Source organism: Magnetococcales bacterium (genome assembly GCA_015228935.1).
In the GTDB taxonomy this organism is placed as follows: Bacteria; Pseudomonadota; Magnetococcia; order Magnetococcales; family DC0425bin3; genus HA3dbin3.
Window position 1 is genome coordinate 1 of sequence record JADGCO010000041.1, and the last position, 26864, is coordinate 26864.

The following is a 26864-nucleotide window of genomic DNA, read 5'->3' on the forward strand; positions in this document are numbered from 1 at the left end:
ACGTGGAAGGGTGCCCGTGACGGATGGATTTCTCCCGTGCCGCCGCCACGTTGATCTCGTCCAGAGGGAGAGCGACTTCGATGAGTTTTTTGGGGGCTTTTATCGGGATCATGATCCTGTCCTTATCGCCAATGCGCCGGGCGGGCTGGTCACAAGGTTTTCTCCGATGGTACCACCTGGGCAGGAAGATTGCCCAGATTGTCATGGACGCTTGTCACCCCGAACTCCGGCTTCTGGTGGAAGGGATGGCGATAAAGGGATGGACGCTCTGAACGTGCTGTGCGCACCGGCTGAAAAACTGGTAACCTTGAAATTGAATATCAAGGTCGAGGAAATATAGAAATTCCCCATCCACATGATTGAATCACCGACACATACTCCATGAATCCAGGCATCCCGATAACAGAATCCGAACTCCCGAACGAATCGGCCAAAAGGCCTGTTCCCCCCTATGCGCCCGCCACGGTACCCGTGCTGTTGCCGCGCCGACACCTGCGCAGCATGATCCGGTTTGTCCGGAATGCCTATGCCCTGAGCCGACACTCTGGATACATTCAAAAGATTGAACCGGAACTGCCCCCGATAGCCCGTTTCGACCCCGGTCACGCCTCGGTCATGATGGGATACGATTTTCACCTGACCCCAGAGGGGCCACGCCTGATCGAAATCAACACCAATGCGGGAGGAATCCTGCTGGCCTATGGTGCCCACCATCCCGATTTTCTGGCCCTTCCCGAATCCCCCACCCTGGCCATGCTGATGGGGTCCACGCCCCTGTTACGATTCCTGGACAGTTTTGCCATGGAAACGGGACTGTGGCGGGGCACCGCACCCGCCCGGCCCGACCGCATGGTCATCCTGGATGAACACCCGCCCGGGCAGTATCTCTACCGGGAAATGCTCATGCTGGCCGGCCTGTTTCGGCACTGGGGCGTCGAGACCCACATCGTCGATCCTGCGGAACTGAGCATGTCGGAGGCCGGGGTCTTTCTGGCAGGAAAACCCGTCGATCTGATTTACAACCGCCACTGTGATTTTTATCTGGAAACCCCGGCACTGGCCGGTCTGGCTGCCGCCTATCTCGCCGGACGGGTCTGTCTGACCCCCAATCCCCGCACCTATGCCCTGCTGGCCGACAAACGGCGCATGATCCTGATGTCCGATCCGGAAGCCATGGCCACGACCGGCGTGGCGGTCGATGTCGTGCGACGGCTCGCCGAGGTGGTTCCCGAAACCCGTCTCCTGGCCGACAGGGACCTGGAATCGATCTGGCGGGAACGCAAGGCATGGGTCCTGAAACCGGTCACGGCCTCCGGCAGCCGGGGGGTGCTGACCGGAGAAAAAATGTCGCGCAAACGGTTTCTCGAACAGAAACCGGGCACCACCCTGGTGCAACGAATGATTCCCCCATCCCTGACGCCGGTTCCGGGCGGAACCGGGGCCATGAAGACCGATTTTCGCCTGTTCGTCTATCAGGACCGGATTCTCGGCGTGGCCGCCCGTCTCTACCGGGGCCAGGTCACCAATTTTCAAATGCCCGGCAATGGCTATGGTCCGGTCAAAATCGTTTGACTTTTTCCCCCCTTTTTTGTCACGACAACCGGCTGCGTCGCCCCTTCCGTGTAACGACAATCCGACAAACAGAGACGTTGCAACCCGCGAAAAATGGCCCTTTGTAACAGGAATCCGACAAAAAATCCATCCGGGCATACGGATCGTATTGACTCGGGAATGAGGAAGGCCTAAATTCCTGGGACTTTCTTTCGCGCCCCTGGTGAACGATCGGCGGGAATGTGCGGCTCTTTTTTTCACCGAATGATCCCTGGAGGTGTTGCCCCTTGACGCTGGTCAAGAAAGCGTTGCGGCAACGGATCGTCTTCCGGTCGCGAATGATCTTCAGCGAAGAACCATGGATGAAACCAGAGCAGGAGGAAATGCAGTTATGAAAAGCCACGACCTGATCATTGTGGGCGCGGGCTTGTCGGGCATGCGCGCCGCATTGGAGGGGGTGCGGGCGAAGATCGACGTCGCCATCGTCACCAAGATCCATCCTTTGCGGAGTCACTCCTGCGCAGCCCAAGGTGGGATCAACGCCGCCATCGATCCGAGGGACTCCTGGGAATCCCATGCCTTCGACACGGTCAAGGGATCGGACTACATCGGCGACGAAGATGCCATCCGGATCATGTGCGAAGAGGCCCCGAAAGTGGTTCTGGAAATGGACCGCATGGGCACCCCGTTTTCCCGCCAGGAGACCGGCACCATCGCCCAACGCGCCTTTGGTGGTGCCAACTTTGACCGCACCTGTTACTCCGCCGACCGCACCGGACAGGTCCTGCTGCATACCCTTTGGGAGCAGCTCGTCAAATCCGGAGTCAAGGTCTATGAGGAGTGCCAGATTTTCAAGGTGGTCACCGACAAGGAGAAACATGCCGTCGGCGTGGTGGCCTACGATATCAAGACCGGTGATGTGTTCCCCATCCGCGGCAAGGCGGTTCTGATCTGCACGGGCGGCTATGGCCGTGTCTACGTCTCCAGCACCAACGCCACAAGCTGCACCGGGGACGGCATGGCCCTCTCCATGCGGGCCGGTGCCGCCCTGGGTGACATGGAGTTCGTGCAGTTCCATCCGACCGGCCTGCGTACCTCGGGCATTCTGGTCACCGAGGGGGCACGCGGCGAAGGGGGCATCCTGATCAACGCCAACGGCGAGCGGTTCATGGGCAAATATGCCCCGAGCAAACTGGAACTTGCCTCCCGCGACGTGGTCTCCCGGGCCGAGCAGACGGAGATTCTGGAAGGACGCGGCAGGGATGGTGCCATATTCCTGGACCTGCGCCACCTGGGTGCCCAAAAGATTCTCGAACGCCTGCCCCAGATCCGCGAGCTGGCCATCGACCTGGAAGGGGTGGATCCGATCAACGATCCCATTCCCGTGCGTCCCACACTCCACTACTCCATGGGGGGAATCCGCACCGATAAATACGGCGAGTCCAAGGTCAAGGGACTCTGGTCCGCCGGTGAGGCCGCATGCGTCTCGGTACACGGTGCCAACCGCCTCGGCGGCAACTCGCTGCTGGATACCATCGTCTTCGGCAAGGTTACCGGCAAACAGGTCAGCGAGTATGTTGCCAAGGAGAAGTCCCTGCGCGATTTTCCGGAGAGTGCGGTCAAAGAGGTCAAGGATACCATTGCCGATCTGATGGGCCGTCCCGATAAAGGATTGCGCCCGTCCGATCTCCTCAAACGCATGGCCACCGAAATGAACCTGTACATCGGCGTGTTTCGCGAACCGAAGACCATGCAAAAGGTCCTGGATCAATTTCCCGGCTTCCGGGAAGACTACAAGCGCATCCACCTGGACGACAAGTCAACCACGTTCAACGTTGACCTTTTGCGTGCCATCGAGCTGCGCAACCTCATCGATCTGGGCGAATGCATCACGCGGGGAGCCATTGCCCGCGAGGAGTCCCGCGGTGCCCACTCCCGGGTGGACTTCCCGAAACGCGACGATGCCAAATGGCGCAAACACACCCTGGCCAACTGGAACGAAGACAAGGGAGAGGTGGTCCTTTCCTACGAGCCGGTTCGTACCCTGGGAATCAAGGAATACGAACCCAAGGAGCGGGTTTACTGATTGGGAACTGAATGGGAGTAGCGATCCACAGCCTTCCCATTGGAGGAGATGATGGCAGAACAATCTTACACCTTTCGCATTCAGCGCAATCGGGTCACCGAGGGAGGACGCCTGGAATCCCGCTGGCAGGAGTACCAGGTCAAGGTCAATCCGAATGCCACGGTTTTGAGCGCCCTGGAAGAGATCAAGGGAGGACAGGACGGCTCGTTGACCTTCCGCCAATCCTGCCGGTCGGCCATTTGCGGTTCTTGTGCCATGCGCATCAGCGGTCGCACCCGGCTGGCCTGCAAAACCCACGTCGGCATTGCGGCCCGCGATGGCGTGGTGACCCTGGCTCCCCAGGCCAACCAGCCGGTCCTCAAGGATCTGGCCATTGACATCGGGCCGTTTTTCAAGAGAATCCACACCATCCGCCCCTTCCTGGAAGAGGGTCCGGAAACCGCAACCCAGGTGGGCAAAACGGCCTACGACCATGTCAACCAGGTGTCGCAGTGCATCATGTGCGGTTGCTGCTACTCCGACTGCACCATGGCCGAAGTCAGCCCGGAATATATCGGACCGGCAGCCCTGGCCAAAGCGTTTCGCTTCGTTTCCGACCCCCGGGAAGGAAAAAAATCCGACCGGCTGCGGCAGCTCTCCGACCCCCACATGATGTGGGCCTGCTCCCGCTGCACCATGTGCGTGGATGTCTGCCCAAAAGATGTCAAACCCATGGAAGCCATCGTCAAACTGCGGACCCGTGGCATCGCCAAAGGCTACACCGACGGTGCCGCCCAGAAGCACGCCCTGGCCTTCCATGAAGACATCAAAAAATCCGGCGACCTCAACGAATTCACCCTGATGATGCGCACCCTGGGTCTGATCGGCACTCTGAAAGAGACCGGCTCGGCCCTGCATCTCATGAAAAAGGGCAAAATCCCCTCCCCCTTCCCCCACCAGGCCAAGGGGGTGGATCAACTGAACAAGGTCTTCAATCTCCTGGAACAAAACCCCCTGGATGTTGAAACCAAGGCACCGGAAATCGTGCCCGAGTAAGAGACAGGGAGGAATTGGATATGTCTTTGGAATTTGCCTTTTATCCCGGATGCGCCGCCAAACAGGTGCAAAAAGAGGCCGATTGGGCGGCCAAGGCGGTCTGCGCCGAATTGGGAATCAGGTTGCACGAAATGCCCGGTGCCACCTGCTGTGGGGCTGTCAGCCTGCGAGAGACCAAGCCTGCCTTTTCGCTGGCCGTGGCCGCCAGAATCCTGTCGGAGGCCGAGGCCATGGGTCATGACCTGGCCACCATCTGCAACACCTGCCTGCAAACCCTCTCCCATGCCCATTACCGGTTCCGGACTGAACCGGAAATTCTGGAAAAGATCAATGGGGTGAACAGCCAGGCCGGTATCCGTCCCTACGGCGGAACCAACAAAGTGCGGCACCTGCTGTGGGTCATCACCGACATGGTGGACCAGGGGATGCTGAAATCCAAAATCAAAAAACCCCTCAACGGTCTGCGTGTGGCCCCGTTCTACGGTTGCCATACCCTGCGCCCCGTGGAAATCTTCGCCGACAAGGCCGGGGAGAAAGCCGATCATCTGGATCGCCTGATCACCCTGCTCGGCGGCAAACCCGTCACCTTCGAAGGCTACAACCGTTGCTGCGGTTTCCACGTCATGCTGTCGGATCCCACGGAAATGCGCCAGATGGTGGCCAAAAACTGCCTGAGTGCCAAAAACAACGGGGCCGATCTGATGATCACCCCCTGCACCCTCTGCGACATGTCCATGGGAGCCTACCAGGGCATCGCCGAAAAGACCGTGGGGCAGTCCATCAACCTGCCGGAGATGAATTTCGCCCAACTCCTGGGCGCTGCCATGGGCATTCATGAGAGCAAGCTCGGCATTGACCGACTCCACGTCGATCCCAAACCGGCCCTTGCCGCTCGTGGAGTCCTCTGAACCAGAGGTCGCCCCGGACTGCAAGCCGCCGCTGTCCATCCGGTCGGCCCACCTGCGCGACGGAGTCTGTTTTCTGGCAGACTTCGCCGAGCTGGGCCGGCCTTTTTTCTTTCAAAATCCCCGCTTCACCCTGGTTGCCTGGTGCCCGACGGAGGTGCCGTCTGTCCTGGATGCCGCCGAACAGGCGGCCCGTGACGGCTATTGGGTGGGGGGATTTCTGGCCTATGAGGCTGCTGCCGCCTTCGGCCTCCCCGTCCACACCCCGGAACCGGGCCTCCCCCTGGCCTGGTTTGCCGCCTTCGAACACCCCCTGGCCGTGGTCCTGCCACCACCAACATCCGGTTGGGCCGGTGACCCGGTTCCCCAGATTGCCCGCGACCGTTTTCAGCAGGATCTGACGGCCATTCACGATTGGATTCTGGCTGGCGATACCTACCAGGTCAACTATACCCTGCCGGCCCGCATTCCCCACGCCGAGGATCTGGCCACAGTTTTTCTGCACGTTCACCTGGCCCACCGCCATCCCTATGCCGCATGGCTGCACCTCCCCGGAACGGAAGGAAAACCGGATTGGTCGGTGGCCTCGTTTTCACCGGAGCTGTTTCTGGAACGACGCGGAGAGACGCTGGTTTCGGCCCCCATCAAGGGAACCCGGCCCCGCAGCCGCTCCGGGCTGGTGGACAGCAACCGCGCCCGCGAGCTGCAAAAATCGGCCAAGGATCAGGCCGAACACATCATGATCGTGGACATGGTGCGCAACGATCTGGGTCGCATCTGCCAAACCGGCAGCGTGACAGCCCCCCATCTGTTTGAATGGCGGGCCTTTTCTTCGGTCCATCACCTGGAAACGCGCATCATGGGCCAGGTCGTTCCCGCTGCCCGCCGTGCAGCGCACATCATGGCGGCCATGTTCCCTGCTGCCTCGATCACCGGTGCCCCCAAACAGCGCACCATGGAAATCATCCGCACCCTGGAAAACCGCCCCCGAGGCCTCTATACCGGGGCCATGGGTCTGTTCCAACCCGGCGGTGATTTTTTGTTCAATGTCACCATTCGCACCGTTGTGCAACAGGATCAGGCCGCACCCATGATGGGGTTGGGTGGGGGTGTGGTGGCCGATTCCAATCCGGCGGCGGAGTGGTCGGAGATGGCCAACAAGGGACACTTTCTCTGCGGAAGCGCAGATCCCCCCCTGGGCCTGATCGAAACCATGCGGGTGGAAGAAAACGGAACCATCCCACGCCTGCCACAACATCTGGCCCGCCTGCTCGCCTCGGCCCAGACCCTGGGAATTCCGCTTGATATGGAAGCAGCATCCCACGCCCTGCATCGGGAAGCCACCATCCTGGCCCAGACCGGACTGGTCCCGCGGGTATTGCGCCTGGAGTTGCGCAGCAACGGCACCCTCAAAACCACCCAACGCCGCCTGTCCCCCACACCTGCTGCCCTGCAAATTCGCCTTTCCGGACAACGGGTGGATCGACTGAACCGGCTGAACCGCCACAAAACCACCCGGCGTGAGCATCTGGACACGGCCCTGCGCCAGGCCCGTTGGAGTGGCTTCGATGATGCCCTGTTCCTCAACAATCTGGATCAGGTGACAGAAGGGGCCATGCGTGGAATCCTGGTGCGGCTGGCAGGCCGGTGGTACGCTCCCCCGGTGGCGGATGGTCTGCTGCCCAGCATCTGGCGGGAACAGGAAATGCGCAACCTGGCAGCCACGGAACGCACCCTGACCCTGGACCTGCTGTGCCAAGCCGAGGTCATTCGCATGGGTAATGCTGTCCAGGATGGCCGACCCGTCGCCCATCTGGCTGATCCAACAGGACGAACCTTGTGGCGATGGCAAGAAAAAGATGGTGAGTGACACGTCCACGCTGTTTGCCCAGGCCATGGGGTTGCAACAACAAGGGGATCTGGCCCGGGCCGAAGCGATTTACCAACACATTCTGGCCTGTGTGCCCCGACACTACCCCTCCCTGCGCAACCTGGGCCTTCTCTATCTGGACCAGGACAAAACCGACCTGGGCATTGACCACCTGGAGCAAGCCCTGCTCCAGAATCCTGCCGATACGCCCATTCGGTTCATGCTGGCCAACACCCTGATGGGATTGTGCCGCATGGAGGCCGCTGCCCGCCATTTCCAGGCCATATTGCATCGGGATCCCACCCATGCCGCTGCCACCTATCATCTGGGCCTGACCCTTCATGCCCTGGGCGACGTTGCTGCCGCCATCACGACCTTGCAACGGGCATTGCAGCTTCCCGGTGCCGACCGGGAGCATATTCTGGCCTCCCTGGGCATGGCCTTGCGCAGCGCCGACCAGCCCCGGGACGCAGAGATCTGTTATCGGGAAATTCTGGCTCGGGAACCCAACAATCCACATATTCGCAACACGCTGGCTCTCCTGCTCCAGAAAATGGGCCGTATCGAAGAGGCCAGGCAGGAGTTCGAGACCACCCTGGCCGCCGCGCCCAACCTGGCCATGACCTGGAACAATCTGGCCATTCTTTGCCGGGAACAGGGTCAGTACGAACAAGCCGAACACCATTACCGCACCGCCTTGCGCCTCGACCCGAATTTTTTCGAGGCCTGGAACAATCTGGCCATTGTCCTGGGCGACATGGGGTGTGCCCGGGAGGCCGTGGAGATTTATCGCCAAGCCCTGGCCATCAATCCAGCCTCGGCCAGGACCCACTCCAACCTGATCATGAACCTGCACTATCTGCCGGAAAGCACGGCGGCCACACTGCTGGCAGAGTGTCGCCGTTTCAATCAACAGCATGTCGCCCCACTGGCCGGTCAGCTTCCCCCGCCCACCCCGGATCCCGACCCGGAGCGCCCCTTGCGGATCGGTTATCTCTCGGTCGATTTCAAACACCATCCGGTGGGATTTTTCTGGCAGCCGGTCATGGCTGCCCATGACAAGAATCAATTTGAAATTTTTTGTTATTCAGGGGTTCTCAAGAGCGACTGGGTCACCCAGCGCCTCCAGGGTTGGGCCGACCACTGGCAGCCGGTCCGGGAGATGGACAATCTTTCCCTGGCCCACAGGATCCGCAGGGATGGCATCGACATTCTGGTGGAATTGGGCGGTCACACCGAAGGCAACCGTCTCCCCCTGCTCGGCTACCGACCAGCACCGATCCAGATGACTGCCGGCGGCCATTTCAGTACCACCGGTCTGGAGGTCATCGACTATCTGGTCTGTGATCGTTTTCATGCCCCCCCGGGCACGGAAAACGAATTCAGTGAAACACCGCTGCGCCTGCCGGATGGCTACATCTGCTACGCCCCCCCTTATTATGCCCCCCCGGTGACAGACTTGCCGGCCCTGGCAACGGGATACATCACCTTCGGCTGTTTCAACAATCAGATGAAGATCACGCCGGAAGTCGTGGCCCTTTGGGCGCAAATCCTCCATCGGGTTCCCACTGCCCGTCTGGTCATGCATACCCGGGGTTTCGATGACCAGAAAACCCGCGAGCGCTATCTGGAGTGGTTTCGTCTCCAGGCCATCGATGCCAGCCGCCTCGAGCTGGGCGGACTCCTCTCCCACCAGAATTTACTTGCGGCCTATGGCGGCATGGATGTGGCCCTGGATCCCTTTCCCTATTCGGGTGGATTGACCACCCTGGAAGCCCTGTGGATGGGCGTGCCGGTGGTGACCCTGCAAGGAGGTTATTTTTGCGGACGCCACAGCTCAAGCCATCTGCACAATGTCGATCTGGCCTGGCTGGTGACCCGCTCACCAGAAGAATATGTGGAAACTGCCGTAAAGTTGACAAATAATCTGGAAGAGCTGGCCCGCCTGCGCCACAATCTGCGGGTGCGCATGGGCCGTTCGCCACTGTGTGACGGCAGCCGCTACACCCGCAACCTGGAAACCGCCTACCGGGAAGTCTGGCGACACTGGTGCGCGAATACGCAGATCACATCTGTCTGAAGGCTGTTCGCCGAAGCCGTGTCCAAGGCTGAAATGCCCAGGAGCGCTGATACGTTCATATGCGTGGAAATGGTCTGTTACACTTAACCAGGTGTCATGCCCATCAGGGATTTTGACATTACGCCCAAAGGCAATTCCATGGCTCTGAAAAAATCCGCCATCTACTCATCTCTCTGGAAATCCTGTGACGAGTTGCGGGGTGGCATGGATGCCAGTCAGTACAAGGATTACGTCCTTGTCCTGCTGTTCGTCAAACATGTCTCCGACAAATACACGGGAGATCCCAACGCCTTGATCGTCGTACCGGTTGGCGGCGGGTTTTCCGACATGGTGGCTGCCAAGGGTCACAAGGAGATCGGCGACAAGATCAACACGATCATCGGCAGGCTGGCCGACGCCAACGACACTCTCAAGGGCGCAATCCATGTTGCCAATTTCAATGACGATGAAAAACTTAATTGGCGGAACGCTACACCACGCCGTTGCCGAAGCTGGCCGATGAAGTAGAGACCCTTTCTGCCCGTGTGGATGAACATCTGAAAAAAATGGGGTTTGTATGGAGCTGATCACCAGCGATGGTTACCGTGACCTGTTGGAGCAAATCTCCCGTACATACACCGGGGGTCGTCTTCTGGCGGTGCAAGCCGTCAATGTTCAGATGACAGAAACCTATTGGCGGGTAGGTCAGCATATTGTTGAGTTTGAACAAGGGGGCAACGTCAGAGCCGAATATGGCAAGGCACTGATCAAGCATCTTGCCAAAGACCTTGGTTTGCGCCATGGCAAAGGCTTCAGCCGCAGCAATTTGGTGTATATGCGGTTGTTATATCTTCGTTATCCAATAAGTCAGAAGCCTTCTCACCAATTGAGTTGGTCGCATTATGTGGAATTGCTCAAGCTGGACGACGATCTGGAACGAAGCTTCTACGAAAAGCAAGCCATAGCCGAACGTTGGTCTGTTCCAGAACTCAAAAGGCAGAAGGCGGCATCGCTCTTTCTCCGTCTGAGCGCCAGCAAGGATAAGGCAACCATTCTGCAACTCGCGGCACAGGGGCAGATCATCGAGCAGCCATCTGACCTGCTGCGTGAACCCTACGTGTTTGAATTCCTGAAAATTCCTGAGCCATGGCAGGTATCGGAAACTCAACTGGAGACTTTATTGCGCAATCACCTGCAACAGTTCCTGCTGGAATTGGGCAAGGGTTTTACCTTTGTTGGACGACAATACCGCGTCCGTGTGGATGGGCATCTGAAAGAGATGGGGTTTGTATGACCATGAACAAGGAGAGGAAAACGACCATCCATGTGCAAGGTGCAGCCATTGCCATCCTGTCACAACGAGAGGAGGATTTTATCTCGCTGACCGACATGGTGAAAAAATTCGGCGATGACACCTTGATCTACAGTTGGATGCGAAATCGCAACACGCTTGAATTTTTGGGAATTTGGGAGCAGATGCACAACCCGGATTTTAAAGGTGGCGAATTCGAGACCTTTAAAAAAGAATCTGGATTGAACAGCTTTCACCTGACGCCCAGAAAATGGATTGAAGCGACTCACGCCATAGGCATCCAGTCCCGCGCAGGGCGACACGGTGGCGGCACCTACGCCCACAAGGATTTGGCCTTTGAGTTTGGCTCTTGGCTCAGTCCAGAATTCAAGCTCTACCTCATCAAGGAATTCCAACGGCTCAAGGAAGATGAAAACCGCCGTCTATCGTTGGATTGGAATCTCAATCGCACGTTGGCCAAAATTAATTATCGTATTCATACCGACGCCATTAAAATTCATATCATTCCCGCCGCCGTTTCCCCGACGCAGGCTGGTTTTGTGTATGCCAACGAGGCCGATGTACTCAATGTCGCACTGTTTGGACAAACCGCCAAACAGTGGCGTGATGCCAACCCGGAGCGAGAAGGCAATATGCGTGAGTATGCCAGGGTTGAGCAATTGCTGGTGCTGGCCAACATCGAAGCCATGAATGCCGAATTCATTCATATGGGTCTGCCGCAAGGCGAGCGATTAACGCGACTGAACGAGATCGCCATCCGCCAGCTTCAGACACTCACCGCGCAGATCGCGATAAAGGCTTTAGGTGGCAGTCATGGTGATGGACATGAATAAATCTCCGGCTGATCATGAAACTTCGGTCAATTGCCCGGTCGGGCTGGACTCGCCATGCGTCAGGCCGGGGTATAAACAAACTGAAGTAGGGGTGATACCGGAGGATTGGGATGCAAAGAAGCTTGGCGAGTTGGCATCATTTCGCACTGGCCCATTTGGGAGTGCATTGCACAAGTCTGATTACACAAACGATGGCGTGCCGATAGTGAATCCGATGCACATTGTTGATAGTCAGATATTGCCAACTCGCACAATGACGATTACAGAATCTGCGGCGACAAAACTCAATGAGTTTCGGCTCAATCCAGGTGATGTCGTTATTGGCAGAAGGGGTGGCATGGGCCGCTGTGCAGTAGTTCAGCATACACATAATGGGTGGCTTTGCGGAACTGGGTCAATGATTGTTCGCCCTTCAGCCTGGGTTGATGCTGAATTTATTCAACGAGTCCTATCCAGTCCGACGATAATTTTTGCAATTGAAAATACATCTGTCGGCTCGACGATGATTAATCTCAATCAAAGTACTTTGAGAGAGTTGGTTGTACAAGCACCACCCCTCCCCGAACAACGCGCCATTGCCACCGCCCTATCAGATGTGGATGCCCTGCTCACCAAACTCGAAAAACTCATCGCCAAAAAGCGCGACCTCAAACAGGCCGCCATGCAGCAACTCCTTACCGGGCAGATGCGGCTGCCGGGGTTTGGGGGGGAGTGGGAGGTGAAGAGGTTGGGGGATGTTGGATGCTTTCTTAAAGGCAGCGGTATTCGAAAGGATGAATCCCTAAGTGGTGATTTGCCTTGTGTCCGGTATGGAGAGATTTACACAAAACATAGTGAATATATTAAAACATTTTACTCATGGATCTCACCACAAGCGGCAGTCACAGCAAGGCAGATTAAACAGGGTGACTTACTATTCTCTGGTTCAGGAGAGACGAAAGAAGAAATTGGAAAATGCGTGGCTTTTGTCAATGATACAGAAGCTTATGCGGGTAGTGATATTGTCATCCTTAGACCTGAGCATTCGAGTCCGATCTTTTTTGGTTACTACTTGAATACTGCTCCGATTAATAGACAAAAAGCAAGTAGAGGGCAAGGCGATGCTGTGGTCCATATTAGCGCAATGGCACTCGCTGATATTGAGATAAAGCTCCCAAAATTCGAGGAACAAACCGCCATCGCCACCGTCCTCTTCGACATGGACGCCGAGATTACTGCTCTTGAATCCCGCCGCGACAAGACCCGCGCCCTCAAGCAGGGGATGATGCAGGAGTTGCTGACCGGGAGGATTCGCTTGATATGAATACCTTGCCATCCACCGACACCGCCCTGATCACAGACATTCGGCAACTGATCGACAGTGCCCGTCAGCGGGCGGCGGTAGCGGTCAATGCCGAGTTGACACGGCTTTATTGGCAGGTTGGACGGAGAATACACAGCGAGGTTCTTCGTGGTGAACGCGCCGCTTATGGGCAACAGATCATTGCGACACTTTCGGCAAAACTGACCGCTGAATATGGCAGGGGCTGGGGGATACGCCACTTGCGGAATTGTCTACGCATTGCGGAGCAATTTCCCGACGAGCCAATTGTGAACACACTGTGTGCCGAATTGAGTTGGTCGCATCTGCGGTTGATCGTCACGCTGGATGCCCCCCTCAAACGCGATTTCTACACCGAACTGTGCCGCCTGGAACATTGGAGCGTGCGTCAGTTGCAGGAACGCATCCATTCCATGCTGTACGAGCGGAGTGCCCTCTCCAAAAAGCCCGAAGAGACCATCCGCCACGACCTGGCGCAACTGCGGCAAACTCAACGGGTGTCACCGGATTTGCTGTTGAAAGACCCATACATTCTGGATTTCCTCGGTCTGCACGACCGCTACCTGGAGAAAGACCTGGAAGATGCCATCCTGCGGGAGATCGAATTGTTCCTGCTGGAATTGGGCGTGGGTTTTACCTTCGTGGCGCGACAAAAACGATTGCAAATCGATCATGATGATTATTGCATCGATCTGCTGTTCTATAATCGCAAGCTCAAACGACTCGTTGCCATCGATCTGAAGCTGGGCAGTTTCAAGCCGGAATACAAAGGCCAAATGGAGTTGTATCTGCGCTGGCTGGCCAGGTACGAACAGGAAGCGGACGAGTCGCCCCCGCTTGGCATCATCTTGTGCGCTGGCAAGAAGCAGGAGCAAATCGAATTGCTTGAATTGGATAAAAGCGGCATCCATGTCGCCGAGTATCTGACCGTCCTGCCGTCTCGCGAACTTTTGCAGGCCAAGTTGCAGCAATCCATCGCGATTGCCAGAGAGCGTTTGTTGCAGGACAAAGGGGAAACATGAATACCATAGTAAATTTGCACACATTGTGTGCCGAATCGAACCGATCCTGTCTGCATCCGCCCGTTAATTTGTATCGTGCCATAAATGAAGGAGAAATTTATGGAACTCAGTGAAAAAAGCATTCGGTTTCTGGAAAAGCAAATCCCCGATCTGGCCGAGGCTGCTGTGACCCAGGCTTACTGGCAGGCACTCGCATCCGGTAACAGCGTGTTGGCAAGCGATGACGGCATGATCTACGAAGTTTTTCCTGACGGCTCACGCAAAATCGTCAAGGCTATTACACCCCATACCGCTGTAACCTTGGGGGAAAAAAGGATCATTCGGTGAATGAAATCGCACGTTTGCGTATGTTTGCCGGTCCAAATGGTTCTGGCAAGAGTACCATCAAGTCGGTGATCCATCCGGAATTGCTGGGGGTGTATATCAACCCCGACGATATCGAAAAAGATATTCGCGAGTGCGGGTTTCTTGACCTGAAACGTTATCAGGTTGCAACGGATAAACCTGACATATTGGGGTTTTTCAACTCCTCAATCTTGTTGGATCAGGCAGGTCTGCTCGATAAAGTCGGGAATCTGCGCTTCGATGATGACAAACTGGATTTTTCCTCGATACAAGTCAACTCCTATTTTGCTTCAGTGGCAGCCGATTTCATGCGTCGCAAGCTTTTAGATTGCAGGACTTCATTCTCTTTTGAAACGGTCATGTCGTCACCTGATAAAATAAAGTTCTTGCAAAAAGCATGGCAACAGGGTTTTCGTACCTATCTGTATTTCATTGCGACAGAAGATCCGCTGATCAATATCTCCCGGGTACGGAATCGAGTCCGCTTGGGAGGGCATTCGGTGCCAGACGACAAAATTATCGCCCGTTATGATCGATCACTGGATTTGTTGCTTGAAGCAGTTCGTTATACAAACCGCGCTTATATTTTCGATAATTCAGGTCATTCAATCCTGTGGCTGGCAGAAATCAACGATGGAAAATCCCTGACAATGAAAACGAATCGGATGCCTGCGTGGTTCAAAAGGGCTGTTTGGGACAAGATGGCAACGATGGAGGTGAAAAAACCATGACTACCATCGGCCAGATCGAAAAACAAACCCAGGCCTGCGTCATCGCCCTGTTCCGTGATCGGTTGGGTTACGACCACCTGGGCAACTGGAGTGACCGGTCCGGTAATGCCAACATTGAATTGGGATTGCTCACCACCTGGTTGAAAAAACAAGGGGTGGAGGATCTGCTCATCTCTATAACCCATCGGGAGAGATATTATGCAAGTCCAACAATTTGTTGAAGTCACCAACCGACAGGTAATGATTGAGCTGCCCGAATCCTTTGTCAATCACCGCGTCGAACTGATCGCACGAACGACGGATGATGCACCGATTCCATTGCCAAAGCAGCGACGACCACACCCGGAAATCGCCGGAAAAGGCCGGACATTGGGTGATCTGGTTGCTCCCATCGTGGATGAGGGTGATTGGGAGTGCCTCAAGTGATTGTCCTGGACAGCCACATCTGGTACTGGTGGGTTAATTTAGAACACAACCGGCTGCCACCAGGCATGATTCAAACTATTGAAAGTGCGCCTCGTGTGGGAGTCTCGGCTGTTTCCTGTTTCGAATTGGCTCTGTCCCATTATCGTGGCCGTTTGGAATTGCCGCTACCCCCACGGGATTGGTTTGCTCGCGCCCTGGATGGATCCGATGTGGAATTGTTACCACTGACAGGGATGTGACATTGGTTTCCCGATGGTGTACGGTTGAAGGAGGGCAATCTGGGAATCGTCGCCCGTCTCAAGGGGTCCGTGTGCGCTTCCGGACAGCTTCCGAAAAGAGATTTTGTCAGGTGTGATCATGAACAAAGATTTTCCATTTCCCCTGGAACCCACCATCACCTTGTATGATCCCCTGGCCGAATTTTTGGGTGGCGGCAAGGGTCTGTTCACCTACACCTTCGAGGATGCCGTCAAACTGGCCGGACATGCCTGTCCCACCGTGGCCGGGGCCTTTCTCATGGCCGTTCAGGCCTTGAAACACCTCTACCCGAACGAAATTCCCCAACGGGGCGATGTGGCCATCATCATTCCCGGCCTGCCGGATCAGGGAGTCAATGGACCGATCAGTCAGGTGTTCACCCTGGTGACCGGGGCCGCCACCGACAACGGCTTCCATGGTCTTGCCGGACGCTATTCCCGCAAGGATTTATTGACGTTCGATACCTCCACCACCCGGGAGGGTCCCTGGTTTCGTTTCCGACGCATCAGCAACGGCCAGTCGGTCGCCCTGGGCTATTCGCCCCAAACCATTCCTCCGGATCCGGGCATGGGCCAGGATATGGAGCAGGTCATCTCCGGACAGGCCGATGCGGCAACCCGGGAACGTTTTCAAACCGCCTGGCGGCAGCGCGTCCAGATGATTCTGGCCGATGGGGGCCGTCGTACCATTCGGCAACGGTGAATCTCATGCAGGAACCCCTCCCCGGAGCAACCGGAATCCGCGCCTACCACATTCGCAGCAAACATTTTCCCCGGCATTACGCCGCCGGACCCGGATACGTCGATTGGGAGACCCAACCGGATCCCTTCCGGCGCCATGCGGGTTCTCCGGTCGTGCCCCTGCCCCTGCTGGCCGATGCATTGCAGACCCCCTTCGCGGACGTTTATCGCCCCGCGCAGGTGAATCCGCTCCCTTTCGATGCGGCCCATGTCGCCCTGTTGTTCGAGCTTTCCCTGGGACTGGCGGCTTGGAAGGAGTATCAGGGGATCCGCTGGGCCTTGCGCTGCAACCCCTCCAGCGGCAACCTCCATCCCACGGAAGGGTATGCCATTCTGCCGACACTGGCCGCCACCTGGCCGGAAAGTCCCTTCACCCGGCAGGCGACCGGACCCCTGACCGCCGGTATTTATCACTATTCCAGCCGGGATCATATTCTGGAGGCACGTCTGCATCTGGCGGAACTGTCCGATCTTCTGCCCAAGAACACTTTTTTGATCGGCCTGAGTTCCATCCACTGGCGCGAGGCCTGGAAATATGGAGAACGGAGCTACCGCTACTGCCAGTTGGATGTGGGACACGCGGTGGGTGCCCTGCGCTATGCCGCTGCTGCCCTGGGCTGGCGGGTCACCGTTCTGCTGGATCCCTCCGACGCCGATGTCACCGGTCTGCTGGGACTGAACCAGAACGCCCTATCGGGTGCCGAAGCGGAATATCCCGACCTGTTGCTGCTCGTCCAGACCGACGCCGGCGTTCAGACCCACATGCCCCGGGAACGGCTGGCCACCATGCTCAAACACTGCCAGCCGGTCGATTGGCTGGGACGTCCCAATGTTCTCAGCCAGACCCATGCCCACGAATGGCCGGCCATCGATGAGGCCGTGGCCGCCACGATCAAACCCGTCACCTCCGAGGGACTTTGGCATCCGGAACCCCTTCCCGATCTCCGGTCATCTCCCGATTTGCAGGTCTTGCCCGCTACGCACCCGGCTGCCACCCTGATCCGGCATCGCCGCAGCGGCCAGACCTACGATCCCCGGGCCACCCTGTCCCGTGACGCCTTTTTCCACATGCTGGACCGTCTTCTTCCCCGGAACCACACCCCTCCCTGGGATGCACTGCCCTGGCACCCTGGCATTCATCCGGTTTTTTTTGTGCATCGGGTCGTCGGTCTGGAACCAGGGACCTATATCCTGGTCCGCCACGCCGAAAGCCAACCCCGACTCGAAGCGGCCATGGCCAGCGAGTTCGGCTGGGAGAAACCACCCGGCTGCCCGGACCATCTGTCGCTCTTCATGCTGACGGAGTGCGACATGCAGGAACAGGCCAAGGAGGTCTCCTGTCACCAGGAGATAGCCGCCGATGGCATTTTCAGCCTGGGCATGCTGGCCGACTTTGCCGCGAACCTTCGGGAAGGTGCCTGGCACTATCGCCGTATTTTCTGGGAAGCCGGTGTCCTGGGGCATCTTCTCTACCTGGAGGCCGAACTTCTGGGGCTGCGTGGCACGGGCATTGGCTGCTTTTTCGACGACCATTTCCACGATTTTCTGGGTCTGGAAGGGGACCAGTTCCAGAGCCTGTACCACTTCACTGTCGGCAAGGCCATCGAGGACGACCGGCTCGTCACCCTCCCCGCCTACTCGTTCCAGAAAGACGCCCAGGAATCATTCACCGGAGAGGCTCGGGAATCATTCGCTTAAGGGACTCATCCCACTCAATCGGATTCTCTTTCCTTTCCGGAAAGGACGGTGCGCAGGGATTGCTCCAGCATGCGCGGGTTGACGCCCTTTTGAATGCCGATGATGCCATCCATGATGACCTGGCAGCGCAGTTGCTCTTCGCTGGAATAGTGGTGCAGCTTGATGCCGATGGGAATGGTCATCATGTTGGCAACGATGGCACCATAACAGGTGGCCAACAGGGCCGTCCCCATGGCCGGGCCAATCTTGGAAGGATCTTCCATGTTGGCGAGGAGTTCCACCATGCCGATCAGCGTACCCACCATGCCCATGGCCGGTGCCGCCTCGCCCATCGAGTCGAACATGACCACCCCGACGTGGTGGCGGTGGGCCAGATATTCAATCTCCTTGCTCATCACCTCACTCAAAAATTCGGGACTGGAACCGTCCACACAGTGGTTGATGGCATTTTGCATGAACTTGTTCTTGGTCTTGTACTTTTCCAGGGCGAGGATGCCATCCTTGCGGGAAATATTGGACATTTCCACCAACTGGGCAATGATGTCGTTGATGTTGTCCTTGGGCAGCAGAAACGCCTTGGACAGGATGCCACCGGTATTTTTCAGGTCATGCAGACTGAATTTGACGAACGTCGAAGCGACCAGCCCACCAAACACCACCACAGCGGCATGGGCACTGGCAAACATGACAATCTTGCCTGCTGAAAGAAAAGCCAGAATAATCAAGGCACCAACCAATCCGATAATCGTCGATATATCCATGTCGGAGCTTCCTCTTTCCTACGGTTTTGCAGATTCCTGCGTGTGCTGGTCTGGATTGACATTTTCTGGGGCATCGTTGACCCGGGGTGCATTGGCCATTTCCTTGAGAACGATGATTTCGACTCGACGGTTGGCTTTGCGACCTTCCGGTGTATTGTTGCTGGCAATGGGTTGATATTCGCCAAACGTGGTAACCCGCACACGTTCGGGTTGCAGTTCCCCACTGGATGTCAAACGATTGGCAACTGCGGCGGCAAGCCGTGCCCCCTGATACCAACTCGTGGTTTCCAAACGGTCTGCCTGGGCACGCTGGGAATCGGTATAGCCCCGAATATCAACGGCATTATAGCCCTTGTTGAGAAGACCGGCGATCTGGTCCAGGATGGCACCCACCTCTTCCTTGAAAGCCGCCGAATCAGGTGCGAGAATGGCCTCCTCCTTGATGTTCACATGAAAGCCATCCTGTTTTTCTTCCGCCATGGCCTGGCCATTATCGACCAGGGTACTGATCATGAGACGGATTTTTTCACGCAGCTCCACAAAATGAACCGCCTGCTGGAACTCCGAACCGATCAGATTCTGTCCCACCAGGACCGCGTTCATGGCTTCGGTCTTTTGCACGCCGAATGAGTTTTTAATCGCGCCGGCCAACTCAAGAAACTTGGCTTTCTCCTGGGTTGAGTAGGCAACGATAATCACGAAAAAACAAAGCAAAAGTGTCGCCATGTCCGCCCAGGAAATAAACCAGAGCGGAGTACCTTTTTTGCATGCGGGACATTTTTTGGCCATACGCCTTCCTACGAAAACAATTGCATGGATACAAGCCTGACCGGTAAAGGTTTTTAGCAATAATTACGCCATATTTATAAATACAGGACAAAACGCAGTTTCTTTATAAAACCTTAATATGCGGATTGCATCTCGTGTCAAAATGCCAGACATGGAGATAGGACATGGCTTCTTAATAAAATTTTAATGTGCAAGCTGAATCTTGTAAAAAAAGTCGTCAGAACTGATATATTCAGACATTTTACGCAACGTTGCATGCAGATTGTCGGTTCGGAACTGGGCCAGTTGGCGTTCCAGGTTGCGGCGTTGCACCTCGGGCAGAAACAGGTCACAGAGAGTCGGAGAGCGCGGAGGAAGCCCCTGTCGGTTCCGGTCACGCCAGGCCGGAAAATCATACTGCAACGCCAAGCGTTTGTGGGAAACCAGGAGCTGCTCCCCGGTCAGATCGATGCGCAATTCCCGGCTCAAGCGCAACACCTCCGCAAGCTGCTCCCCGGCATCTGCCGCCACCGCCTGTTTTTCGGCCAGCAACTGCTCGCCCACCTGCTGAAGCAAAGCGACAAACGGCTCCAGATATTCCAGAAGAATCCTGAACGTGAGGTGAAAATTGAGCTTGCCAAACTGGCCGGAGCGCAAGCGGGCAAAGGGTTCATCGGCGGTCCAATACGCCGTGAGCGCAGCAAAATCGGGAAAATTTTCCAGGTCATGATCGGCCTGGAACCACTGCATCACCTCGGCCAGGGGTCCCGTGGCCGCACGACAGCCGGCAGCGACAGCCCATATGGCATCCAGGGGGTGGATGCCATGGCCCTGCAAAAGCTTTAAATAATCAATGAAATATTTTCGTGACCACATGAACTGGATCAGGGCGTGGAGGAAACGGCAGGAACCCAATTCTTCCCGGGAGAGCGTCGCAGTCGCCAGGACGATTTCCTGGCCGTCGATCACCCGAACCCCGGCATACTCCCCAAACGCCCCATCCTGGATACGCCAACCCACGGCACGAAAATACCGGGCACGCGACTCCGGGGTACTCATGCCGGTCCCCGGCAACAGATAGAGATTGTAGTTGACCATCTCCACCCCCTTGTCCATGAGCAGCCGGTTGGCCGCCAGATGCGAGGCAAGGGTCTCCTCGGGCAATCCGAGGATCAATTCGGAAAAGACGGTGATTTTTTCCTGACCGGTACTGAGGTTGGTGACAATTTCCTCGACCTTGTCCAGGGGCAGATTGGTGCGCTGGATTGCCGTCAGGACCTTGGGATCGTTGGATTGCAGGGTGGCGGTAATGTCGGAGAGTCCGTGCAAGGCCCTGGCCACCCGCATGACCCGTTCCGGGTTGCCCTTGTTCCACTGGATGGAACAGTGCCCGGGAAAACCATATTGCTGATGGCTGGCATAGAGTTTTTCGGCAATCTGTTCATCGCGGGGCAGTATGCTGAAATTGGCATCCGCCAAAAACAGATTCATCGCCTGGCGGCAGCGCTGCCCGACATAATCGATTTCGGCAAAGACCCGGTCGTCACTGAAGCGTGTCAATTTTCCGGCACCTATCCCCCAGGCGCAAAAGGTGCAGCGATAGGGACAGGAGCGGTTGGTCTCCAGAATGGGTGTCATCGGTTCGGCAAAGAACGGATCCAGCAGACCCGTAAGATACGGGGAGGGGATGGCATCCAGGTCGGTCAACGGGGGCAGGGCCGCCGTCACATGCACAGCCCCCCCCCGGCCATCGGCATTGACCAGTGCGCCCGGTGTCGGTTCCTGCCGCCAACGGTGCAAATCCGCCCCGCAAGCCAGAAACCGTTGCAACAACGTGGCAAATCCCACCTCGCCCTGGTTCAACACATACGCATCACAGGTCGGTTGCCGCGCAAAAAATTCCGCTCCGCCGGCCGCATGGGCATTGAGATCGGTAAAATTGGGTCCTCCCCCCACGGTCAGGGTTTGAGGATGCAGCCCTTTGACAATGTTGTAGACATGGCGATTCAGGTTGCTGTTCCAGACATAGTGGGAGAGTCCCACCACCAGCGGCTTTTCCTGGTGCAAAGCTTCAATCAGCAGTTCCGGGCGCTTGAAGAGCCGGATTTCCAGCTCTCCCGGCAGGGATTGCCGGGCATAACTCCCCACATAGCCCACATTGAGCGGAAAGGTCCACTGCCCGATCCGACCGCCGGTATGCACAAGATCACCAAGAAAGACAATTTGTTTGGAATGACTCACGGCTGTCGCATCCTCGCATGACCCGGTACAGGACCCACCGGGAATAATGGATTCCTTTGAATGGATTCCGCAAAATTCATTCCAGGAAAATCCCCTGACGTTTTTCCTTGTATCCTGCTTTGCGACGGTATAGAAAAAGCTTAAATAGATCGCACAATCAAATTCTTAACATATTTTAATCTTGTCATGAACCATTGCGCATCAATGTATCAGCCCCGGAAGCATCAACCCGTCACCAGCCACCATCAGGAACCGTTGAGCCGTGTCTACTTCAAAACATGCACCTCGTTTTTCCAAGGCTTTTGCCAGAATGCTCACCATCGGCCTCCTGGCCGGCCTTGTCATGACCGGCTGCCAGCGGGCCGAAATTGCCGTGCGCCATGTCAATGAAGACGAAGAACAGCGCGAAGCCATTCATCAGGCCATGTTGTATCTGGAAGATCTTCATCAACAGCTCAACCGGATTCACAGGGTTTATTATGATATTGCCCAGGCTGCCGTACCATTTTGTCCTCAGGATAGGGTACTTCTTGATAATGGCATTAAATTTTTTTCAAAAGACAATTTGAAAATTCTTGGAACCAGTTTGGTACGTTCAGCAGAAATTCACTACAATTACGGTACAATTGCCACGGTCTATTATGTTCATCCCAATACCACGGCTGCTCTCAAAGGTGTCAGGCCTGGAGACAAGATTGTTCCGGTTCCCAACTCTCCAGACAATTTTACCTTTCAAGCGATACGCGACGGAAATACCCTGGGAACATTTTCTGGTGGGGTTCCAACCTGCGCATTTCAAGCATTTTTGGAAAGAAGCAGCGAAGTCAATGCGTATGCGGATGGCAACAAAATTATCATTACCTCTGGAATTCTTCGTATCATGGATGATAATTTGCTGGCCGATGCCATGGCGCATGAAATGTCTCACAACATCATGAAACATACGGAAAAGAAAACCGTCAACAGTCAAATGGGTGAATTTGTCGGATTTCTCGCAGATATTCTTCTTGCTTCCCAGGGTATCAATACACAGGGAGGTTTTTCTGGCCACGGCCAAAGGATCGGAGCCAATGCCTACTCACAGGAATTTGAAAAAGAGGCCGATCTTCTGGGGATTCACATCATGACCCTGGCCGGTTATGATGCCATGAAAGCCGTTGAAACACATAGAAAACTCGCCATAGAAAACCCCAACAGCATCTGGCTTTCGAGTACCCACCCGACCAGTGCCAATCGATCTGCCGTCAAGGCCACTGTCGGCAAGGAACTCATGGAAAAGGTGGCCAACCGGCAACCGTTGCGCCCGGAAATTCCCAGGTTTGCCCAGATTCCGGATGACCGTTTGATTCGCAACCCTGCCGTGCGTCCGACCACGGAAGCGATGGCTCCGGTCATGATGGCCAATTATCGCAAGGGCAACCCGGAAGGACCCGCATCCGGCCCAGCCGCTACGGTCCTCGCCCAACAAGAGAAGACAAAGACACCGCCCGTCACCACGGCCATGACCGGCTCCCCCACCCAAAAATCAGGCCGTTCTACCGAATCGGCAGCCGTCAGTTCCCAGGCCAGGCGCGCCGAGTCCAAATCGACCCGATCAAGCCTGGCCGAGACCAAATCAGCCCAATCCGGCAACGACTCCGCCATCGCCAAAGCCAGCCCGGCCCTGCCCGACCCGGCAGCGCCAACCTTCGCCTCCGGGGAGACACCAGAAAAAAAATCCATGGGCAAAGGGTATTCGGTGTATATGGGATCTTTTTCGGATACGGCCACTCTGGAGCAAATCCAGACCCGGTTGACCCAGAACCAGATCAAGGCCACCCGGCAGGAGATCACCATCAAGGACCAGACATTCCAACGGCTTTACGCCGGGAGTTACCCCTCGCGCCGGGATGCCGAAGCGGTCCAATCCATGTTGCAAGACAAACTGGGCATGAAAAGTGAGGTCGTACCGACCCCTTGAGCAGGCAGGCAAGACCGTTTTGCAAGTCGCTCCTGTCGCACACCATGAGATAGCCCTTGAACCCTGACCAACCGGTCAGGAATCGGAAGCGGGAGCGACTGCAAAACACGGTCAACGGCACATCTTCTTTCAGAAAAATGTCTTTCTTCAGAAACACATGCTTCTGAGCTGTTCAGTCATCCCCGGGATCGTGGCTGTCAGTCCAACGCACACCGGCCCTTGCGGATCCATGACAAGATGGCCACTCAAGGCTCCTGATCCCAACATCGACTGAACGCGAAGAGTCCGTCCCTTATGTTTATATCAGATTCTGACCAGACAAGATAGTTCCCTTTTTTACCATTTTGTCATAAAAAATTTGCCGCAGTAACGGTTCAGCTCCCCCATAAAAAAACGTTTGAAAAACTGGGATAGAGGTCCAGGAGGAAGGGCTGTGCCCTTCCTCTTGGCGGGGTTTGGGGCGGAGACCCAACAAAGTCTTCCATGTCAAATTCTTTTTTTGAAAGGGTTCTGAATGGTTACGGCATTTTTTCAGGAACGGAGCAGGATTGCGGCTGCCGCAGCAATATCCCGGAATGTTTCCGATTGCCCGCCCTGATCGGGATGATGCGCAAAGGCCAGATCCCGATACCGTTGGCGAATCTCTTCCCGGCTCGCCTGTGGATCGAGACCCAACAGAGAACAAGCCTGCTCTCGCTGTTCATACTGTTGATACCCTTGCCAAAAACTCTCCAGCATCCCTTCCACTTCCTGGCGACCTGTCATCGCCAGATTGTCCAGATTCAGGTAATAGTCCGCAAGGGGATCCACCCGTTCCGGAACGGCAGCCGTTGCCTGTTGCCAGGGGTGCAGAATGGTTTTCAGGCAATGAATGTCCAGACAGCCACGCCGTTCCCGATGCAATTGTTCCCGCAACACGTAAAGCAGGTGAAACAATAAAAAATGGGTCCGAAACAAATCCAGGGAATCCTGCAAATTCCGCCCGACAAAAGGCTCCACCCCCTGCCTTTCCAGGATGCGGTACAGATCATATTCCCGCAAACCGTCCGGATGCAGATCCAGAATTCCTTCCAGAAGGAGCAGCAGGGAGGCACGGCGGGGATCGTGAGAAGACATGACAGTCCAAATAAACGCTTGAATAACCGGGATGATGGCAAGAGCAGCAGAAGGCAAAGTTCATCAACAGCCTTCTGCAATTCCATATTTGATCCAAACAGATCCATCTGGTCAATGGGTTGGATCGTGGTGTAGGATGGTCATGGTAGGCGTGTCGAATGCGGGTTGGATTGGGTATGAACACACAAACTGACAGGGATTCATGGCATCCATGGCATTGTTGACCATATTGCATGCGCCAGACAGGCGTTTGAAGCAAAAGTCTTTACCGATTCAAAATGTTGACGATGACATTCGCCGCCTGATGGACGATATGCTGGAAACCATGTACAAGGCTCCCGGCATTGGCCTGGCAGCACCGCAGGTGGGGGTGTTGCGGCGGGTGATCGTCGTGGATGTCACCTGGTCCAAGGAGAAAGAGGAAAAAAATCCTCTCTATCTGGCCAATCCGGAGATTGTGGCCAGGGAGGGGGAGATTACCTGGGAAGAGGGGTGTCTGTCGGTGCCGGATAATCTGGCCGAGGTGGTGCGGTCAGAAAAAATCACGGTGCAAGGTCTGGATCGCCAGGGGCAGGCGGTGACGATTCAGGCTGAAGGCTTGCTGGCCGTTTGTCTGCAACATGAAATCGATCACCTGGATGGAATATTGTTCATCGATCACCTGTCCAGGTTGAAACGGGACATGATTCTCAAAAAATTACGCCGGGCGCAGGAAGAGAGTTGAGCCATGGAACGTTGGCGGATCGTTTTCATGGGAACGCCGGATTTTGCCGTTCCCGCCTTGCAGGCTCTGTTGACCGGAGCCAATCCGGTGGTGGGCATTTTCACCCAGCCTGACAAGCCGGGCAGGCGGGGCTTGCAGCTTCAGGCATCACCCGTCAAGAAAGTGGGCATGGCACACGCCATTCCGGTCTATCAACCAGCCAGGTTGCGGGATCCGGAGGCCGTGGCGACGTTGCGGACCCTGGCACCGGATCTGGTGGTTGTGGCGGCCTATGGACAGATTCTTTCCCCCGAGATTCTGGCCATTCCGCTTCATGGGTGCATCAATATTCATGCCTCCCTGCTGCCGCGTTGGCGGGGGGCTGCCCCCATTCAACATGCCCTGTTGGCTGGTGACACGCACAGCGGGGTGACCATCATGCAGATGGAAGCGGGTTTGGATACCGGTCCGATCCTGGCCAGGCGCGAGGTGGTGCTGACCGGCACCACCACGGGAGGAAGTTTGCATGATGAACTGTCCCATCTGGGAGCCGATTTGTTGCTGGAAACGATCCGAAAATTGCAGGCTGGAGAGGTGACACCCCAGCCCCAGCCGGAAACCGGTGTGACCTATGCCAACAAATTGACCCGCACTGCCGGGCGGATTGATTGGCGGGAGAAGGCCGTGATCATCGAACGGCAAGTGCGGGCATTGAATCCATGGCCAGGGGCGTTTTCGACTTTGGCAGGCAAGGTGGTCAAAATACATGCCGCGTATCCCAAACAGGGAGAGGAACAAGGGGTTCCCGGGGAGGTGGTGGCGCTGCCTCTGGACGGTTTGGAGGTGACATGTGGCGAGGGACATCTCGTGTTGACGGAACTGCAAACCGAGGGCAAAAAACGGATTCCAGCCAGGGAGTGGGTCAAGGGAGCGGCTGTGGAACCAGGAAACAGGTTTGAATAAAAAAAAACAAATTGAAAAAAAAGAGGGGGTTTGGGGGATTCATCCCCCAGTGGGGTCTGGGGCAAAGCCCCAGTGGGGTCTGGGGCAAAGCCCCAGTGGGGTCCGGGGCAAAGCCCCAGTGGGGTCCGGGGCAAAGCCCCAGTGGGGTCCGGGGCAAAGC

General features: G+C 56.2%; 24 protein-coding genes and 1 pseudogene. 20 read left to right on the plus strand and 5 right to left on the minus strand.

The window, feature by feature from the left end:
- Positions 1-112 (minus strand): DUF1156 domain-containing protein (locus tag HQL65_11090; GenBank protein MBF0136776.1); only part of this gene is annotated, 112 nt, incomplete at its 3' end.
- A gap of 359 nt (positions 113-471) precedes the next feature.
- Here HQL65_11090 and HQL65_11095 point away from each other — a divergent pair.
- The 17 genes and pseudogenes from HQL65_11095 to HQL65_11175 all read left to right on the plus strand — a co-directional run bounded on the left by HQL65_11095 (position 472) and on the right by HQL65_11175 (position 18192).
- On the plus strand, positions 472-1572 hold the full coding sequence (locus HQL65_11095; protein ID MBF0136777.1) for a hypothetical protein: 1101 nt from the start codon (positions 472-474) through the stop codon (positions 1570-1572).
- A 370-nt stretch (positions 1573-1942) separates the two neighbouring features.
- Positions 1943-3637, plus strand: a complete 1695-nt coding sequence (locus HQL65_11100) for an FAD-binding protein (protein MBF0136778.1) — start codon at positions 1943-1945, stop codon at positions 3635-3637.
- Positions 3638-3688: 51 nt separating this feature from the next.
- Positions 3689-4672, plus strand: a complete 984-nt coding sequence (locus tag HQL65_11105) for a succinate dehydrogenase/fumarate reductase iron-sulfur subunit (protein ID MBF0136779.1) — start codon at positions 3689-3691, stop codon at positions 4670-4672.
- Positions 4673-4692: 20 nt separating this feature from the next.
- On the plus strand, positions 4693-5580 hold the full coding sequence (locus HQL65_11110) for a CoB--CoM heterodisulfide reductase iron-sulfur subunit B family protein (GenBank protein MBF0136780.1): 888 nt from the start codon (positions 4693-4695) through the stop codon (positions 5578-5580).
- Positions 5507-7447, plus strand: coding sequence for a chorismate-binding protein (locus HQL65_11115; protein MBF0136781.1), 1941 nt, complete (start codon positions 5507-5509; stop codon positions 7445-7447). Before HQL65_11110 ends, HQL65_11115 begins: the two co-directional genes overlap by 74 nt.
- The gene (locus HQL65_11120) at positions 7371-9527 is read left to right on the plus strand and encodes a tetratricopeptide repeat protein (GenBank protein MBF0136782.1); all 2157 of its coding nucleotides are present in this window, start codon (positions 7371-7373) and stop codon (positions 9525-9527) included. The genes HQL65_11115 and HQL65_11120 overlap by 77 nt, the downstream gene beginning before the upstream one ends.
- 138 nt (positions 9528-9665) lie before the next feature.
- Positions 9666-9983: pseudogene (locus HQL65_11125) on the plus strand (SAM-dependent DNA methyltransferase).
- 100 nt (positions 9984-10083) lie between these two features.
- The gene (locus HQL65_11130) at positions 10084-10800 is read left to right on the plus strand and encodes a DUF1016 family protein (protein MBF0136783.1); all 717 of its coding nucleotides are present in this window, start codon (positions 10084-10086) and stop codon (positions 10798-10800) included.
- A gap of 2 nt (positions 10801-10802) precedes the next feature.
- The gene (locus HQL65_11135) at positions 10803-11651 is read left to right on the plus strand and encodes a KilA-N domain-containing protein (GenBank protein ID MBF0136784.1); all 849 of its coding nucleotides are present in this window, start codon (positions 10803-10805) and stop codon (positions 11649-11651) included.
- Positions 11632-12954 carry a restriction endonuclease subunit S gene (locus HQL65_11140; GenBank protein ID MBF0136785.1) on the plus strand — a complete coding sequence of 441 codons (1323 nt, stop codon included), beginning with the start codon at positions 11632-11634 and terminating at the stop codon, positions 12952-12954. The genes HQL65_11135 and HQL65_11140 overlap by 20 nt, the downstream gene beginning before the upstream one ends.
- On the plus strand, positions 12951-13994 hold the full coding sequence (locus HQL65_11145; GenBank protein MBF0136786.1) for a DUF1016 family protein: 1044 nt from the start codon (positions 12951-12953) through the stop codon (positions 13992-13994). Before HQL65_11140 ends, HQL65_11145 begins: the two co-directional genes overlap by 4 nt.
- Before the next feature lie 99 nt (positions 13995-14093).
- Positions 14094-14321: a hypothetical protein gene (locus HQL65_11150; GenBank protein MBF0136787.1), complete on the plus strand. Its 228-nt coding sequence runs from the start codon at positions 14094-14096 to the stop codon at positions 14319-14321.
- Positions 14322-14341: 20 nt separating this feature from the next.
- Positions 14342-15070, plus strand: a complete 729-nt coding sequence (locus HQL65_11155; GenBank protein MBF0136788.1) for a zeta toxin family protein — start codon at positions 14342-14344, stop codon at positions 15068-15070.
- On the plus strand, positions 15067-15291 hold the full coding sequence (locus tag HQL65_11160; protein MBF0136789.1) for a hypothetical protein: 225 nt from the start codon (positions 15067-15069) through the stop codon (positions 15289-15291). The genes HQL65_11155 and HQL65_11160 overlap by 4 nt, the downstream gene beginning before the upstream one ends.
- Positions 15269-15496 (plus strand): hypothetical protein, encoded by a 228-nt coding sequence (locus HQL65_11165; GenBank protein MBF0136790.1) that lies wholly within the window; start codon positions 15269-15271, stop codon positions 15494-15496. The genes HQL65_11160 and HQL65_11165 overlap by 23 nt, the downstream gene beginning before the upstream one ends.
- Positions 15497-15853: 357 nt before the next feature.
- Complete coding sequence (locus HQL65_11170) at positions 15854-16456, plus strand: hypothetical protein (protein MBF0136791.1); 603 nt, start codon at positions 15854-15856, stop codon at positions 16454-16456.
- 5 nt (positions 16457-16461) lie between these two features.
- Complete coding sequence (locus tag HQL65_11175) at positions 16462-18192, plus strand: SagB/ThcOx family dehydrogenase (protein MBF0136792.1); 1731 nt, start codon at positions 16462-16464, stop codon at positions 18190-18192.
- A 14-nt stretch (positions 18193-18206) separates the two neighbouring features.
- On the opposite strand, the gene HQL65_11180 is transcribed toward HQL65_11175, so the two are convergent.
- The 3 genes from HQL65_11180 to HQL65_11190 all read right to left on the minus strand — a co-directional run bounded on the left by HQL65_11180 (position 18207) and on the right by HQL65_11190 (position 21962).
- Positions 18207-18953: a MotA/TolQ/ExbB proton channel family protein gene (locus tag HQL65_11180; GenBank protein ID MBF0136793.1), complete on the minus strand. Its 747-nt coding sequence runs from the start codon at positions 18951-18953 to the stop codon at positions 18207-18209.
- 18 nt (positions 18954-18971) lie between these two features.
- Complete coding sequence (locus HQL65_11185; protein ID MBF0136794.1) at positions 18972-19742, minus strand: OmpA family protein; 771 nt, start codon at positions 19740-19742, stop codon at positions 18972-18974.
- Between the two features lie 183 nt (positions 19743-19925).
- Positions 19926-21962: a hypothetical protein gene (locus HQL65_11190; protein ID MBF0136795.1), complete on the minus strand. Its 2037-nt coding sequence runs from the start codon at positions 21960-21962 to the stop codon at positions 19926-19928.
- 262 nt (positions 21963-22224) lie between these two features.
- Here HQL65_11190 and HQL65_11195 point away from each other — a divergent pair, with 262 nt between their 5' ends.
- Complete coding sequence (locus HQL65_11195; protein ID MBF0136796.1) at positions 22225-23922, plus strand: M48 family metalloprotease; 1698 nt, start codon at positions 22225-22227, stop codon at positions 23920-23922.
- A gap of 531 nt (positions 23923-24453) precedes the next feature.
- Here the strand turns inward: HQL65_11195 and HQL65_11200 are convergent.
- Positions 24454-25038, minus strand: coding sequence for a DnaJ domain-containing protein (locus HQL65_11200; GenBank protein ID MBF0136797.1), 585 nt, complete (start codon positions 25036-25038; stop codon positions 24454-24456).
- A 211-nt stretch (positions 25039-25249) separates the two neighbouring features.
- On the opposite strand from HQL65_11200, the gene HQL65_11205 reads away from it, so the two are divergent.
- Entirely contained in the window at positions 25250-25762 is a 513-nt protein-coding gene (locus HQL65_11205; protein ID MBF0136798.1) for a peptide deformylase, read from the plus strand.
- Between the two features lie 3 nt (positions 25763-25765).
- Positions 25766-26704 carry a methionyl-tRNA formyltransferase gene (locus HQL65_11210; protein MBF0136799.1) on the plus strand — a complete coding sequence of 313 codons (939 nt, stop codon included), beginning with the start codon at positions 25766-25768 and terminating at the stop codon, positions 26702-26704.
- Positions 26705-26864 lie beyond the last annotated feature (160 nt).